We start from the raw sequence: 12,509 nt of genomic DNA on the forward strand, positions 1-12,509 counted from the left end.
CTTGGCCAATGGGAAGGGTGACACACTTGCTTGACGCGCCTATCGGGGGCGGGCATTGCTGGCTGACAGCAAGCCACGGATTCAATCGATGTCGAGCCCTGCCACCATTACCGCCGCGCTGATCGTCATTGGCGATGAAATTCTTTCCGGACGCACCAAGGACGTCAATATCGGCGCCACCGCCGATTTCTGCACCGATCTGGGGATCGACCTCAAGGAAGTGCGGGTCGTCAGCGACGAGACCGACGACATCGTCGATGCCGTCAATGCCCTGCGGGCCCGCTATACCTACGTCTTTACCACCGGCGGCATCGGCCCCACCCATGACGACATCACGGCCGACGCGGTCGCCAAGGCGTTCGGCGTGGCCCTGCCGATCAATCCGCAGGCGCGCGCCATGCTCGAAGCCCGCTGGAAGGAGACCGGCACCGAGGTCAATGAAGCCCGGCTGCGCATGGCCCGCATTCCCGAAGGCGCCGATCTGATCGTCAATTCGGTCAGCGCCGCGCCCGGTTTCCGGATCGGCAATGTGCATGTCATGGCGGGCGTGCCGATCATCATGCGGGCCATGCTTGAAGCGCTGGCGCCGACCCTGCAGGGCGGCAAGAAAGTGCTGTCGCGCACGGTCAAGGCGGCGGTGGGCGAGGGCACTGTCGGCGGCCCGCTGGGCGCGCTGCAGGCGCAATATCCCGATGTCAAAATGGGCAGCTATCCGCAGATGGGCAAGGATCGGGTGATGACCGAACTGGTCCTGCGCTCGTCCGACGAGGCGCTGCTTGAGGAAGCAACCGCCAAGGTGCAGGCCATGGTGGATGCGGCCCATGCCAGGGCTGGTGTGACGCCGCCGGAAAACTAGCGCGAATATAGCAAGAGTTGTGGGCGTGTGCGCGTGGTGCAATAGCGCAGACGTCCGGCTTTTGCTAAGCAACGGCAAATCCATTTATCGGGCGCCCGTGGCGCCGGCGCAGGAGAGCATCGCGTGAACAATCCCAACGAAAAGTCCTTCCCGGTCAGCTGGGACCAGTTTCATCGCGATAGCCGGGCCCTGGCCTGGCGGCTGGCGGGGCTGGGTTCGTTCGATGCCATCGTGGCCATTGCGCGGGGCGGGCTGGTGCCGGCGGCGATCGTAGCGCGCGAGCTCAATATCCGCACGGTCGAGACCGTGGCGGTCAAGAGCTACGACCACCAGAACCAGGGCGGCATCAAGGTTCTCAAGGAAATCAGCCCCCCGCTGCTCGAACTGGCCCGCGGTGGCGCCAAGATCCTGATCGTGGACGATCTGGTCGACACCGGCTCGACGGCCCGCGTCGTCCGCGAAATGCTGCCCGGCGCCCACTTCGCCACGGTCTATGCCAAGCCCAAGGGCCGCGAAATGGTCGACACCTTCATCACCGAAGTCAGCCAGGACACCTGGATCTTCTTCCCCTGGGACCTGGACGTGGCCTATGTGGCCCCGATCAGTGGCGGGACGGACTGAGGGGCAGACAGCCGCGCTGGTGGTGTTTGCTGACGGGGCCGCTCAATGGCGGCTCTCGGGGCGGCCCATATATTCTGGCGCACGTCAGGCTTTGACCTGTTCCGGCAATCCGACAAACTGCCGGGCCGCGGCGATTATTTGATCCGATAGCTCCTCCGGTTCCACGAGGCGCGCCAGGATCATTGCGCCGATAAGACTGGACCAGCGTCCCAGAGCGTCCGCGCGCATGTCTGGGTCGTCACCAAATGCCGCTATCTGCCTTTGTATCCGCTCGCTGAGAACGCGACGCGTTTCGGCGGGTGCCCGCGAAATTTCTCCACCCAGCGCCGCGAATACACAGCCGCTCTCCGGGTGATCCCGGTGCTGCCGCGTCAGGTAGGTATCCGCGAACGTCTCGAAGCCATCAGAAGAGGTGGCATTTCCGGCCTGCTGCTCATCGGCAGCCGATGCGAGCGCTTCATTCACAAGCTCCTGCTTGTTCGCGAAGTGACGGGGAAAGCCTCCATGTGTCATGCCCGCCGCATCCATAACCTGCGCGACACTTACGGCTTCAACGCCGCGCTCGCGAAACAATCTCGACGCCGCCACTATGATTGCTGCGCGGCTCTGAGCCTTTTGATGCTGACTAGTCCCCACAAAAAACTCCTATCTAGATGATGATTGTCATCTTGACTTCTGGATGACGACCATCATCTATGTGGCATCGATTACCGCATTCTTCAACAGGTTCAATCATGTCCACAGCACTCATCACCGGCGCATCCGCCGGCATCGGCACCAGCTATGCGCGCCGTCTCGCGGCACGCGGCCACGACCTGGTCCTCGTTGCGCGTTCAACCGACAAGCTCGAGGCCCTGGCCGCGGAGCTGCGTTCTTCCCACTCCATCAAAGTGGAAGTGCTGCCGGCAGATCTCACTGACACTGCGCAACTGAACGTGGTGTCGGACCGTCTGCGTACTGGCTCGCCAATAGATATCCTGATCAACAATGCCGGTGATTCACTGCCGGGAACATTTGCCACGGCACAGCCCGAAGCCTTGGCGTGGCTGATCCAGCTCAACGTCACAGCCCCAACATTACTCGCTTCCGCTGCTTTGGCGGGCATGCTGGAACGGGGGGAAGGCAGCATCGTCAATATCGGCTCGGCGGTCGCGCTGCTGCCGGAATATTTCCCCGGTATCTACTCTGGGACAAAATCCTATATCCTGACGTTCTCGCAGGGACTGGCTGCTGAAGTCGGGCCTAGGGGCATTTACGTTCAGGCGGTACTGCCTGCCGCGACGCGAACCGCGATCTGGGCCCGCTCCGGCGTGGATGTTGCTAGTCTGCAGAACGTTATGGAAGTTGACGATCTGGTCGATGCCGCCTTGGTTGGTTTTGACCAGAAAGAGGGCGTGACAATCCCGCCACTGGCCGATGCCGCACTTTGGGACGCGTTCCAGGCGGCCCGCCACGCGTTGCCGCCAAGTTTGGCCAATGCTGCGCCAGCCGACCGCTACCGCCTTAAAGCCTGAACCGAGGAGCGATAGCGGTGAAGGCCTTTACCCTCGATAGATATGGCAAGGACGCGGACCTTCGCTTGGGCGATGTCGCCGATCCTCTGGTTCAAGACAATGATGTGTTGATCGAAATACACACCGCAGGCGTGAACCAACTGGACAACAAGATACGCGACGGCGAGTTCAAACCTATCCTGCCGTACCGCCCGCCATTCGTGTTGGGACACGACGTGGCCGGAACGATCGTCCAGGTCGGGGCGAACGTCACGCGTTTCAGCGTAGGCGACGCGGTCTATGCCAGGCCACGCGACGGGCGCATCGGCACTTTCGCAGAGAAGATCGCTGTGGATCAGGCCGATCTTGCCATCGCGCCGAGATCTCTGACCATGGAGGAAGCGGCTTCCATTCCCCTGGTTGGCCTCACTGCCTGGCAGGCCTTGGTTGAAATTGCCAAGCTGAAGAAAGGCCAGAAGATCTTTATCCAAGCTGGGTCGGGCGGCGTCGGCACCTTTGCCATTCAGCTCGCGAAATATCTCGGAGCGGTAGTCGCGACGACCACAAGCGCGGCGAATATCGAGCTTGTCCAGGCGCTGGGAGCCGACGTCGTCATCGATTATCGGACGCAGGATTTTGAGCAAATCCTGTCAGGCTACGATGTTGTGTTGCACAGTCAGGATAATGAAATGCTGAGGAAATCCATTGGCATTCTCAAGCCGGGCGGCATCGCAATTTCGATCTCGGGCCCGCCGGATCCCGCATTTGCCCGAAGCCGGAAACTCAATCCCTTGATCGGCCTCGTGCTGAGGCTCGCCAGTTCGGGAATCCGGCGCGCCGCCAGGCGCGCTGGCGTCCGTTACGCCTTCCTGTTCATGTCGGCTAATGGCGACCAGCTCGCAAACATTTCGGCCCTTATCGATGCAGGCGCCGTCCGTGCCACGCTCGATAAAGTATTCCCCTTCACGCAGACAAATGAAGCCTTGGCCTATGTCCACAAAGGCCGAGCGAAGGGCAAGGTTGTGATCAAGATTCGGTAGCCGGTATGGGATCGGAATCTGCTCCTTCCAAAAACTTATCCCCGCTCCGGCCCCCCATGCCATCATGCCCCCATTCCCGCCAGTTACGCGGCCCCGACGCAGGGCCGGGTGGGGAGACCGTGGGAGAGGGGCGCTTCTCCATTGGGGTTGGAAACTCGGCAGCCGGACCTGCAAGAATGGTACCGCCTGAACCGGACCTCATGCAAAAGCGGATCGTGACGGGCGGCCTTTGGCTCCCCTAGTCTACACTGGCCGAGTCAAAGGCCGCCCGTTACCGTATAACCGCGACGCCTCAGGGCCGGGCGGCAATGTCGGCTGTCCGGCGGTTTGCACCGGTCGAAATACTCGCATTTGGTGCGCGGCACGCTTGGCCAGAACCGTCTTGACCCTATATATGCATAGATATACATATGCATGATGATGCAACAAAACATGTTCGAAATGTTGGCCGACCCGACGCGGTTTCGTATCGTCGAAGCGCTGGCTGGCGGCGAGCGGGCGGTGGGCGAGCTGGTTCAGGCCGTCGCCATCGATCAGTCCGGCGTTTCGCGGCACCTGCGGATTCTCGGCGAAGCTGGCTTCGTCACGATGCGGCCTGATGGGGCGCGGCGCCTCTATTCGCTCCGGCCCGAGCCGTTCCAGGCGATCGAGGACTGGGTTCGGAGCTATCGCAAGCTTTGGGAGGGCCGGCTCGATCGCTTCGACGCCGCCCTCGCGCGACGGCAGAGCGAGGGGAAGAAGTGATGGCACAGGCCAGCGAGCCGGGCCCGGATACCATCCGGCTGGAGCGGGTCTACGACGCGTCGGTCGACGACGTCTGGGCGCTGTGGACCACCAGGGAAGGGCTCGAACAGTGGTTCGCGCCCGAGGGCATGCGCTTTGAGGTATCGGCTCTCGAGCTGCGGGTCGGTGGTGCCTTCGATCACGTGATGACGGCGGTGGGGGCCGAGCAAGTCGCCTATATGGCGAAGGTCAACGGGCCGGTAACGGCGCGGGTCAGCGGTCGGTTCGTCGAGATCGTGCCCCACCGGCGCCTGCGGATTCGCTTCGACATCGACTTCGTCCCGGGCGTCGAACCATATCCCTACGACATGATGGTCGAGCTCCATGCCGAGGCCGGGCGTGTTCGGATGGTCCTGACGGCCGATCGCCACCCGGACCCCGAGATGACGCGCGGCGCAATCATCGGACTGACCAGCCAGCTGCAACGCTTCGACTTGGCCATAGCGGCACGAGCCGCAAAGGAGCAATGAGTGTAATGCGACCGCTTCTCTACTCCATCAACGTGACGCTCGATGGCTGCGTCGACCACAACGCCATACCCTCGGACGAGGCGCTGCAGCAGGAGACGCTGCGCGCGACGCATCGCCACGCCACCGAAAGCATCGGCCGGGCCGACGCCCTGCTCTTTGGTCGCGTCACCTATCAGATGATGGAAGGGGCGTGGCGGCTGGAGACGCGGACCACAACGCCCCCGGACTGGACGGAGCCTTTCGCGCACACCATCGACGCGATGAAGAAATACGTCGTTTCCAGCACGCTCGACCGCGTCGACTGGAATGCAGAGCTGGTGAGCGGAGACCTGGGCGAGGCGGTGCAGAAGCTCAAGCAGCAACCGGGCAGGGCGCTGTTCACGGGCGGCGTGAAGCTCCCACTGGCGCTGGCCGAGCTGGGCCTGATCGATGAATACGAATTCGTGATGCAGCCCAGACTTGCCGGCCATGGACCCACCTTGTTTGCCGGGCTCTCCAAATATGTCGAGTTGAAGCTCATCGACCGGAGGGAACTCAGCTCAGGCGCCGTAGCGCTGCGCTACGAGCCGAGACGCTAGCGTGAGCCCCTTGAGGCGGCATTGCCGAGACTCAGGACTTACCCTCGTCGTCGATGTCCTCTCCCTCCCAATAGCCGAGCGGCGTCAGCTTGCCGCCTTCCTTGAAGGTGCCGTCATACCGATGAAACCCCGAGAGACCGACATCGACGCGGACGCGGCCGCTGTCCGGATATTCGATCACTTCGGCATTGGTATTGTTTGACAGCGCCAGATAACGCAGGGGCTCGCTGCCGGTATTGATGAGCTGATGGGCCGCCCCGGCCGCCGGAGCCCCGAGGCAATCGCCCTCGCGCACGGGAATGCGGTCATCGCCGAAGCGGTATTCACCCTTGCCTGAAAGAATGAAGAACATCTCATCGGAGGTGTGGTGGCGATGGAAAGGCATGGAGGTCTTGCCGGGCGGAACGACCAGATAATTGGCGCCCAGCGCCTTGAGGCCGAGAGCCGTCCCGATCTCTGCGTACTCATTGGCGAAGCGAGTGCCCATGTTGTCGGGTTTAAGGGACAGCTTCTCAAGATTGACGACAGCTTCAGTCATAAGCGCGACTCCTTTCAATCGACCATGGCAGCTTTCGGGGGCATCAGGCAAAGTGCTGGTGTCCGCAATGCATACGGGCTTTAGCATCGCGGTGGATCGTGAATGGCGTCGAAACCGGCCCTACGAAAAACTTATCCCCGCTCCGGCCCCCCATGCCATCATACCCTCATTCCCGCCAGTTACGCGGCCCCGACGCAGGGCCGGGTGGGGAGACCGTGGGAGAAGGGCGCTTCTCCATTGGGGTTGGAAACTCGGCAGCCGGACCTGCAATAATGGTACCGCCTGAACCGGACCTCATGCAAAAGCGGATCGTAACGGGCGGCCATTGGTCCGTTCTCTAAGTTTCGGAAGGCCCAATGGCCGCCCGTTACCGTATAACCGCGACGCCATAATGGCCGGGCGGCATTTTTGGCTGTCCGGCGATTGCCTAACAAGCGTTGGCATGCGCCCGGCACCGTGCTAAGCGCGCTCTGCCGCGGGCGTGGTGGAATGGTAGACACACCGGACTTAAAATCCGGAGGGGGTATCCCCGTGCGGGTTCAAGTCCCGCCGCCCGCACCAGAATGGTGAGACAGATGATCGAACGGATCGATACCGGAATTGCGGCGGGAAGTTCGCCGGTGAGCGACGCCATCAAGGCGGGCAATCAGCTCTGGCTGGTGGCGATTGCCGAGGACCCGGCGACCGGTGAGATCGTTGCCGGCGGCATAGAAGAGCAGACGCGGCGGACGATTGAGAATTTGCAGATGGCGGTGACGGCGGCCGGCGGCACGCTGGCCAATATCGTGCAGGTGCAGGTTTTCCTGATCGATAGCGCCGATGCCAAGGGCATGAACGCGGTTTATGCCGACTATTTCAAGCCGCCTTATCCCGTCCGGGCGACGGTGGTGGTCAAGGAATTGCTGGCCAAGGGCCTGCGTGTGGAAATGCTGGCGACGGCGGTGGTGGGGTAAAATGCTGCTCAAGCGGGAACTGCTCGAAGAGATCAGGGCGGGCAAGGTCGATCTGATTTTCCGGCGCTGGAGCAAGCCGACGGTCAAGGCCGGCGGCACGCTCAAGACCAAGGTGGGGTTGCTGGCCATCAAGGCGATGGACGACATGGACCCGGCGGACGTGACCGAAGCCGAGGTCAGGCGCGCCGGCTTCAAGGATGTCGCCGATTTCCGCAAATGGCTCGATACGATGAAGCCGGGGCACCTGTTTCAGCGCATCGAGGTGGGATATCTGGGCGAAGCATAGACGGCTAGGACCAATCGCCATTCACTCAGGCTGAGCCGAAAAGGGCGGTTTTCGAGAACCGGAGCGGAACGTACGTTTGGGTACGTGAGCACCGGAAGCGCAGAAAACTGCCCTTTGCAGGCCAGCATCAGCTGAATGGCGATTGGTCCTAGAGGCTTAGTCGCAGGATATCGTAGTTGCGTTGCAGGACGGCGTTGTTCTGGGCGGTGAAGCTTTTGGCTGCGTCGGGCAGGCTCTCGGCCTCGATGGTGATGACGGCGATGAAATAGGCGGCGACAGGCTCCACGGCAATATTGGCTTGGCCGGTGGCCATGATCGGGTTGGCCGATAGCCGGTCGGCAATGACACTGCCGGCTTGCTTGGCTTGATCTTCGGTGGCGAAGGGCAGGGCGATGCGGACGGCGGCGTTGTCGCTATCTTCGGTCAGGGCGATGACTGCGTGCGGGAATACGGGCAAGGGTTCTTCGTCAGTCTTCTTGCCAGGATTTTTGATGGCAGTGGGATCGAGCAGGAAATCGGCGGGATCGCCGACATCGAGAAAGCCCACGGCATTCCAGCCGATAGCGACATCGAGCCAGCTTTCCCCACTGGCCTGGCGAAGACCGGTGATGGTGGCGCGCCAGAGTTCCGTCATTGCGGGGGGCGTCTCGAGATTTTCCAGGGCCATCCGCATTTCTGGCCAGCCAGCGCTACGGAGCAGGAAGTCATTGTCCAGTGCCAGACGTTGCGCCTTGCCCATGCCGCCGCCGAGCGGGTCGCTCGCGGAAGCCAGGTCCAGCGCATAGTCTTCGCCTTTGCTCAAGATGGGCAGGCCCGCGATTTCAGAGCGGGTAAAGCCGCGGGCGAGCAGCGTCGTTTCGCTGGCGTCGAGAAAACCAGGCTGGCCGAACAGCACCGTCAATTGGCGGGGCGGCACGCCGGTGCTCAGCACGCCGGTAACCTGCGAAAATGCAATGCCGGTCGTCACATCGGTGCCCTCGGCTCCGATCAGCGCGGTGAGCAGGGTCGTGTCCTCAACGCCATAGAGCGTCGGCTTATCGGAAAGAAAGCCATCGCGCGGCGCGACATAGGTGAAGGCCAGCGCGTTCTGCGGGTCGTCCGGTACGATGGCGACGAAGCGCTCGAGCTGGTCGAAGGCGGTTGCGAATTGCGGAACCGAAAGGGCGAGGGCGATCAGGGTGGCGAGGATTTTCTTCATGATTATGCTCGCGGAAAACTAGAAGGGCGTGGGGGCGGTAAAGACCATGAACTCGCCGCTGGTGGGATGGGTGAAGCCGAGTTCGGCGGCGTGCAATTGCAGGCGAGGGGCGGCGGCAAAGGTGGCGGAATCGCCATAAAATGCATCGCCTAGAATCACATGGCCAATGGCTTTCATGTGAACCCGCAACTGGTGGGTGCGGCCCGTGAGAGGGTGGAGCCGGACGCGAGTGACATCGGCTTCGCGCTCCATGACGGCCCATTCGGTCTGGGCGGCGCGGCCGTGTTCATAGTCGACACGCTGGCGCGGCTTGTTGTCCCAATCGGTGGCGAGGGGCAGATCGACCAGGCCGGAATCGGCCTCGATCAGGCCAGCCACGCGGGCGACATAGCTCTTGGTGGTTTTGCGGTGTTCGAACTGGCTGCCGATGCGGCCATGGGCACGCTTGTTGAGCGCCATGACCAGAACGCCTGATGTGTCCTTGTCGAGCCGGTGAACGATGCCCGCCGTGGGCCAGGTCTGGCGGGCGCGATATTCAACGCAGTCCCATAGCGAAGGGTCCTTGCCGGGAACGGTCAAAAGGCCGCTTTGCTTGTCCAGCACCAGGATATCCCCGTCCTGATAGAGCACGTTAAGATAGGGATCGAGCGGAGGAAAATAATCGAGCAATGTGGGCATGGGACCGGGCATGAGGGGCGTTTACCAGAGACTGCTCGTTTGACCAACTCTTCGTAACTGGCCGCCCCGCAATTCGGCTTTGTGATCGGACTGAGGTGGAACTGGCCATGAGGGCGGACGTTTTCTTTCAACACATCACGAGCACGAGGAGCGCGTCATGCATAAAGACCAGATCAAAGGCGCCGGCAAACAGGTTAAGGGCGCCGTCAAGGACGCTGTCGGCGGGTTGACCGGAAATGATCGGATGAAAGCCGAAGGCAAGATGGAAAAGGCCGCCGGCAAGCTGCAGGAAAAGGTGGGGCAGGCCAAGGACCGGGCTCGCGATATGCTCAAGCACTGACCCGGTTGCACCAGACCGACGAAGAAGCCGCCCGGATGGGCGGCTTCTTGCTGCTCAGTCGAAGCTGTAGTGGAGGCGGGCGCAACTGGAATGAAGCGCCTGCGCCGAAATCAGCTTGCCGGTGGACCGAAGACCTGTGGGCGGAAAGAGCGGAATGCCTCCACCGATGATCTCGGAGATGATGTAGATCTCGATCTCGTCCAAGGCGCCTTGCTGCATGAAGGTCATCTGGAGTTTGCCGCCCCCCAGCATCCAGACATCGCCATCGTCGAGGGCGCGGAGTTCGGCAATGAGGGCGGGAATGTCCGAGCGGGTTTCGAGAGGGCCTTTGGGGTTGTCGATGGGGCGGGAGGTGACCACGATCACCCGCTTGCCATCATATTCCCAGGCGCCGGGATAGCGCTCGATCCAATCATAGGTGGCGCGCCCCATGACCACGGTACGGATGCGCGCAATGAAATTGCGATAGTCGAATTCGCCGAGGTTGAGATCAGGCTGCTGGGTCAGCCAATCGAGATTCTCATCGGCGGTGGCGATGAAGCCGTCCAGGCTCGATGCGATGTAACCGACGATTCTAGCCATTTGCCTTCTCCTGATGTACCTTGGACAAGATATATAAATGAACGTTCATTTACAAATGGAAAGTGCATGGCGCGACCCCGGACGGTTACGGATGAAGCAATCCTGGATGCAGCAATGAACCTGATGTATCGGGAAGGGCCCGATGCGCTGACTTTTGCCGCTGTCGGCAGGGCTGTTGGCCTGTCACCGGCGACGCTGGTGCAGCGCTATGCGACCAAGGAGACGTTTTTGCGCGCCGCCATGCTGCGGGGGTGGGACCAGCTCGACGATTTGACCGCAGAGCTGGATCGCACGGCGGCGGTGAACCCGGATGGCGCGGTGGATATGCTGGTCGCGATGATCCCCGAAGGCATGAGCGACGCGGAAAACGCCATGGGGCTGGCCATTCTGCGCGAAGACATGCGCGACCCGGTATTGCGGGCGCGCGGTTCGGCGTGGCGCAAGGCGCTCGCGGCGGCGCTGGGGCGGCGGTTGACGGGGGATAGCGCCAAAATGGAGCAACTGGGCCTGATGCTCGCCAGCCAGTGGCAGGGCGCCCAATTGTGGTGGGGCTTCGAGCAGGATGGACCACCGGGCGAAGTTATTGGCCGTGAATTGCGGGACTGGTGTGTGACAGTCTTAGGACGTTAGAATTGCGGCATGGAAACCACTGTCTTCGATACGGCGCTGGGTGAATTTGGCATCGGCTGGACCGACAAGGGACTGGCGCGGCTGCAATTGCCGGGCCTGGCACACGAGGCGCTTGGCGAGCGCATCAATCGTGGCAAAGCCAGACCTGGTGAACCACCCCGGGTCATCGAGGCGCTGATCAACCGGATCGAGGATTATGCCGAGGGTGAGCCGATCGATTTCAACGATGTGCCGCTCGACCTGAGCGGGGCTCCGGCGTTTCATCAGCGGGCCTATGCGCTATTGCTTGAAATCAAATGGGGCGAAACGACGACCTATGGCGCGCTGGCCCGGCAATTGGGCGACGTGACGTTGTCGCGCGCGGTGGGGCAGGCGATGGGCGCCAATCCCATTCCCCTGGTCATTCCGTGTCATCGCGTGCTGGCAAGCGATGGCAAGCCGGGTGGATTCTCCGCGCCGGGCGGAGCGGAATCCAAGCTCAGGATGTTGTCACTGGAGGGCGTTGAAGTTGGCACGCCAGCCGGGCAGATGACCTTCGGATTCTAGGCACGGCCATGGGTTTTGCTTTTACTCGCCAGCGCAATATCGGCAAGCAGGTGCGCGCGATTGCCGGCGAGCAAATCGACAAGGCTCTGGCCGAATGCGAGGCCACCGGTAAAAGCTTGGACGAGACGGTGCATGGGCTGCGGCGGCGCTGCAAGAAAATGCGGGGATTGCTGCGGCTTATCGAGCCGCATTTCAAAGACTTTGTCCTGGAGAACCGGGCTTTCCGCGATGCGGCCGATGGATTGGCCGGCGCGCGCGACAGCGCCGTAATGGTCGAAACATTCCAGGCATTGCTCGCGAAAGATATCCAGCGGGGCACGAAGGCCCGGCTTGATGCCGAGCAGGCTGGCCGAGTGCTGCGGCGATTGCAGGAGCGGCTGGGCGAGGCTGCAGGGTCCGGCGATGGCCGGGATCTGCTCATGGCCTTTGCGGGGCTCATGCGTGCAGCCGGCAAGCGGGTCGAGGACTGGTCCATCAGAGGTTCGGGGTTTTCCCGGATCGGCGATGGGCTGGAGACGACCTATCGGCAGATGCGCGAAGGCATGCAGGCGGCGATGGAGGATGTTACCGCCGCAGCGCTGCATGATTGGCGCAAGGACACAAAATATCATTGGCACCATGTGAGCCTGTTCGAAGGGTGCGCACCCGAGCTGCTGGCGGGTCGCAAAACCTTGCTGGACGATCTGGGGGAGCTCTTGGGCGACCACCACAATCTTGCGGTTCTCGACGAAACGCTGAGCGGCGAGCGCGGACTGGCCGGAAGCGACATAATGGCAGTGCAAAAGCTGATCGTGGAGCGGCAAGCGGAACTGGCTGAGCGGGCCTTTGCGCTGGGGCGGCAGTTGACGGCAGAAAAGCCCGCTACGCTGCGCCGAAGATTTGAGGATTATTGGGTGTTGTTGCCGGTGGAGAAATAG

Annotated in this window: 18 protein-coding genes and 1 tRNA gene; 14 read left to right on the forward strand and 5 right to left on the reverse strand. The window is 61.9% G+C overall.

The window, feature by feature from the left end:
* Positions 1–88 precede the first annotated feature (88 nt).
* Entirely contained in the window at positions 89–856 is a 768-nt protein-coding gene (locus QQL79_RS05080; protein ID WP_284388547.1) for a competence/damage-inducible protein A, read from the forward strand.
* 123 nt (positions 857–979) lie between these two features.
* Positions 980–1,477, forward strand: a complete 498-nt coding sequence (gene gpt / locus QQL79_RS05085) for a xanthine phosphoribosyltransferase (RefSeq protein ID WP_284388549.1) — start codon at positions 980–982, stop codon at positions 1,475–1,477.
* Positions 1,478–1,561: 84 nt separating this feature from the next.
* Here gpt and QQL79_RS05090 read toward each other — a convergent pair whose 3' ends face one another.
* Positions 1,562–2,113, reverse strand: coding sequence for a TetR/AcrR family transcriptional regulator (locus QQL79_RS05090; RefSeq protein ID WP_348523170.1), 552 nt, complete (start codon positions 2,111–2,113; stop codon positions 1,562–1,564).
* 98 nt (positions 2,114–2,211) lie between these two features.
* Here QQL79_RS05090 and QQL79_RS05095 point away from each other — a divergent pair, with 98 nt between their 5' ends.
* From QQL79_RS05095 to QQL79_RS05115, 5 genes are all read left to right on the forward strand, one after another.
* Positions 2,212–2,991, forward strand: a complete 780-nt coding sequence (locus QQL79_RS05095) for an SDR family NAD(P)-dependent oxidoreductase (protein ID WP_284388553.1) — start codon at positions 2,212–2,214, stop codon at positions 2,989–2,991.
* Between the two features lie 17 nt (positions 2,992–3,008).
* Positions 3,009–4,010: an NADP-dependent oxidoreductase gene (locus QQL79_RS05100; protein WP_284388555.1), complete on the forward strand. Its 1,002-nt coding sequence runs from the start codon at positions 3,009–3,011 to the stop codon at positions 4,008–4,010.
* 414 nt (positions 4,011–4,424) lie between these two features.
* Positions 4,425–4,754 carry an ArsR/SmtB family transcription factor gene (locus QQL79_RS05105; RefSeq protein WP_284388556.1) on the forward strand — a complete coding sequence of 110 codons (330 nt, stop codon included), beginning with the start codon at positions 4,425–4,427 and terminating at the stop codon, positions 4,752–4,754.
* Entirely contained in the window at positions 4,754–5,263 is a 510-nt protein-coding gene (locus tag QQL79_RS05110; RefSeq protein ID WP_284388558.1) for an SRPBCC family protein, read from the forward strand. The genes QQL79_RS05105 and QQL79_RS05110 overlap by 1 nt, the downstream gene beginning before the upstream one ends.
* Before the next feature lie 5 nt (positions 5,264–5,268).
* The gene (locus tag QQL79_RS05115) at positions 5,269–5,841 is read left to right on the forward strand and encodes a dihydrofolate reductase family protein (protein WP_284388560.1); all 573 of its coding nucleotides are present in this window, start codon (positions 5,269–5,271) and stop codon (positions 5,839–5,841) included.
* Positions 5,842–5,872: 31 nt separating this feature from the next.
* Here the strand turns inward: QQL79_RS05115 and QQL79_RS05120 are convergent, their stop codons facing one another.
* Positions 5,873–6,379 (reverse strand): cupin domain-containing protein, encoded by a 507-nt coding sequence (locus QQL79_RS05120; RefSeq protein ID WP_284388562.1) that lies wholly within the window; start codon positions 6,377–6,379, stop codon positions 5,873–5,875.
* A 475-nt stretch (positions 6,380–6,854) separates the two neighbouring features.
* On the opposite strand from QQL79_RS05120, the gene QQL79_RS05125 reads away from it, so the two are divergent.
* From QQL79_RS05125 to QQL79_RS05135, 3 genes are all read left to right on the forward strand, one after another.
* Positions 6,855–6,940, forward strand: a tRNA-Leu gene (locus QQL79_RS05125).
* A gap of 14 nt (positions 6,941–6,954) precedes the next feature.
* The gene (locus QQL79_RS05130) at positions 6,955–7,332 is read left to right on the forward strand and encodes a RidA family protein (RefSeq protein ID WP_284388564.1); all 378 of its coding nucleotides are present in this window, start codon (positions 6,955–6,957) and stop codon (positions 7,330–7,332) included.
* A gap of 1 nt (position 7,333) precedes the next feature.
* Positions 7,334–7,618: a hypothetical protein gene (locus QQL79_RS05135; protein WP_284388565.1), complete on the forward strand. Its 285-nt coding sequence runs from the start codon at positions 7,334–7,336 to the stop codon at positions 7,616–7,618.
* A 148-nt stretch (positions 7,619–7,766) separates the two neighbouring features.
* Here QQL79_RS05135 and QQL79_RS05140 read toward each other — a convergent pair whose 3' ends face one another.
* Positions 7,767–8,816 carry a hypothetical protein gene (locus QQL79_RS05140; protein WP_284388567.1) on the reverse strand — a complete coding sequence of 350 codons (1,050 nt, stop codon included), beginning with the start codon at positions 8,814–8,816 and terminating at the stop codon, positions 7,767–7,769.
* An 18-nt stretch (positions 8,817–8,834) separates the two neighbouring features.
* A complete protein-coding gene (locus QQL79_RS05145) occupies positions 8,835–9,506 on the reverse strand; it encodes an RluA family pseudouridine synthase (RefSeq protein WP_284388569.1) in 672 nt (223 codons plus the stop codon).
* A 145-nt stretch (positions 9,507–9,651) separates the two neighbouring features.
* Between QQL79_RS05145 and QQL79_RS05150 the strand changes: the two genes are divergently transcribed.
* Entirely contained in the window at positions 9,652–9,834 is a 183-nt protein-coding gene (locus QQL79_RS05150; RefSeq protein ID WP_284388571.1) for a CsbD family protein, read from the forward strand.
* A gap of 54 nt (positions 9,835–9,888) precedes the next feature.
* Here QQL79_RS05150 and QQL79_RS05155 read toward each other — a convergent pair whose 3' ends face one another.
* Positions 9,889–10,416, reverse strand: coding sequence for a dihydrofolate reductase family protein (locus tag QQL79_RS05155; RefSeq protein ID WP_284388573.1), 528 nt, complete (start codon positions 10,414–10,416; stop codon positions 9,889–9,891).
* Positions 10,417–10,482: 66 nt separating this feature from the next.
* On the opposite strand from QQL79_RS05155, the gene QQL79_RS05160 reads away from it, so the two are divergent.
* From QQL79_RS05160 to QQL79_RS05170, 3 genes are read left to right on the forward strand one after another with little or no spacing between them, the layout of a single operon-like run.
* Positions 10,483–11,046, forward strand: a complete 564-nt coding sequence (locus QQL79_RS05160) for a TetR/AcrR family transcriptional regulator (protein ID WP_284388575.1) — start codon at positions 10,483–10,485, stop codon at positions 11,044–11,046.
* 9 nt (positions 11,047–11,055) lie between these two features.
* Positions 11,056–11,592, forward strand: coding sequence for a methylated-DNA--[protein]-cysteine S-methyltransferase (locus QQL79_RS05165; protein WP_284388577.1), 537 nt, complete (start codon positions 11,056–11,058; stop codon positions 11,590–11,592).
* Between the two features lie 8 nt (positions 11,593–11,600).
* Positions 11,601–12,509: a CHAD domain-containing protein gene (locus QQL79_RS05170; protein ID WP_284388579.1), complete on the forward strand. Its 909-nt coding sequence runs from the start codon at positions 11,601–11,603 to the stop codon at positions 12,507–12,509.

Source organism: Devosia yakushimensis (assembly GCF_030159855.1).
Classification (GTDB): domain Bacteria; phylum Pseudomonadota; class Alphaproteobacteria; order Rhizobiales; family Devosiaceae; genus Devosia; species Devosia yakushimensis.

Coding starts and splice junctions, on each gene's coding strand:
- QQL79_RS05080 (WP_284388547.1), top strand. CDS start 89: ATGTCGAGCCCTGCCACCATTACCGCCGCGCTGATCGTCATTGGCGAT.
- QQL79_RS05120 (WP_284388562.1), bottom strand. CDS start 6,379: ATGACTGAAGCTGTCGTCAATCTTGAGAAGCTGTCCCTTAAACCCGAC.
- QQL79_RS05115 (WP_284388560.1), top strand. CDS start 5,269: ATGCGACCGCTTCTCTACTCCATCAACGTGACGCTCGATGGCTGCGTC.
- QQL79_RS05160 (WP_284388575.1), top strand. CDS start 10,483: ATGGCGCGACCCCGGACGGTTACGGATGAAGCAATCCTGGATGCAGCA.
- QQL79_RS05135 (WP_284388565.1), top strand. CDS start 7,334: ATGCTGCTCAAGCGGGAACTGCTCGAAGAGATCAGGGCGGGCAAGGTC.
- QQL79_RS05105 (WP_284388556.1), top strand. CDS start 4,425: ATGATGATGCAACAAAACATGTTCGAAATGTTGGCCGACCCGACGCGG.
- QQL79_RS05130 (WP_284388564.1), top strand. CDS start 6,955: ATGATCGAACGGATCGATACCGGAATTGCGGCGGGAAGTTCGCCGGTG.
- QQL79_RS05155 (WP_284388573.1), bottom strand. CDS start 10,416: ATGGCTAGAATCGTCGGTTACATCGCATCGAGCCTGGACGGCTTCATC.
- QQL79_RS05140 (WP_284388567.1), bottom strand. CDS start 8,816: ATGAAGAAAATCCTCGCCACCCTGATCGCCCTCGCCCTTTCGGTTCCG.
- QQL79_RS05110 (WP_284388558.1), top strand. CDS start 4,754: ATGGCACAGGCCAGCGAGCCGGGCCCGGATACCATCCGGCTGGAGCGG.
- QQL79_RS05145 (WP_284388569.1), bottom strand. CDS start 9,506: ATGCCCGGTCCCATGCCCACATTGCTCGATTATTTTCCTCCGCTCGAT.
- QQL79_RS05150 (WP_284388571.1), top strand. CDS start 9,652: ATGCATAAAGACCAGATCAAAGGCGCCGGCAAACAGGTTAAGGGCGCC.
- QQL79_RS05095 (WP_284388553.1), top strand. CDS start 2,212: ATGTCCACAGCACTCATCACCGGCGCATCCGCCGGCATCGGCACCAGC.
- QQL79_RS05165 (WP_284388577.1), top strand. CDS start 11,056: ATGGAAACCACTGTCTTCGATACGGCGCTGGGTGAATTTGGCATCGGC.
- QQL79_RS05170 (WP_284388579.1), top strand. CDS start 11,601: ATGGGTTTTGCTTTTACTCGCCAGCGCAATATCGGCAAGCAGGTGCGC.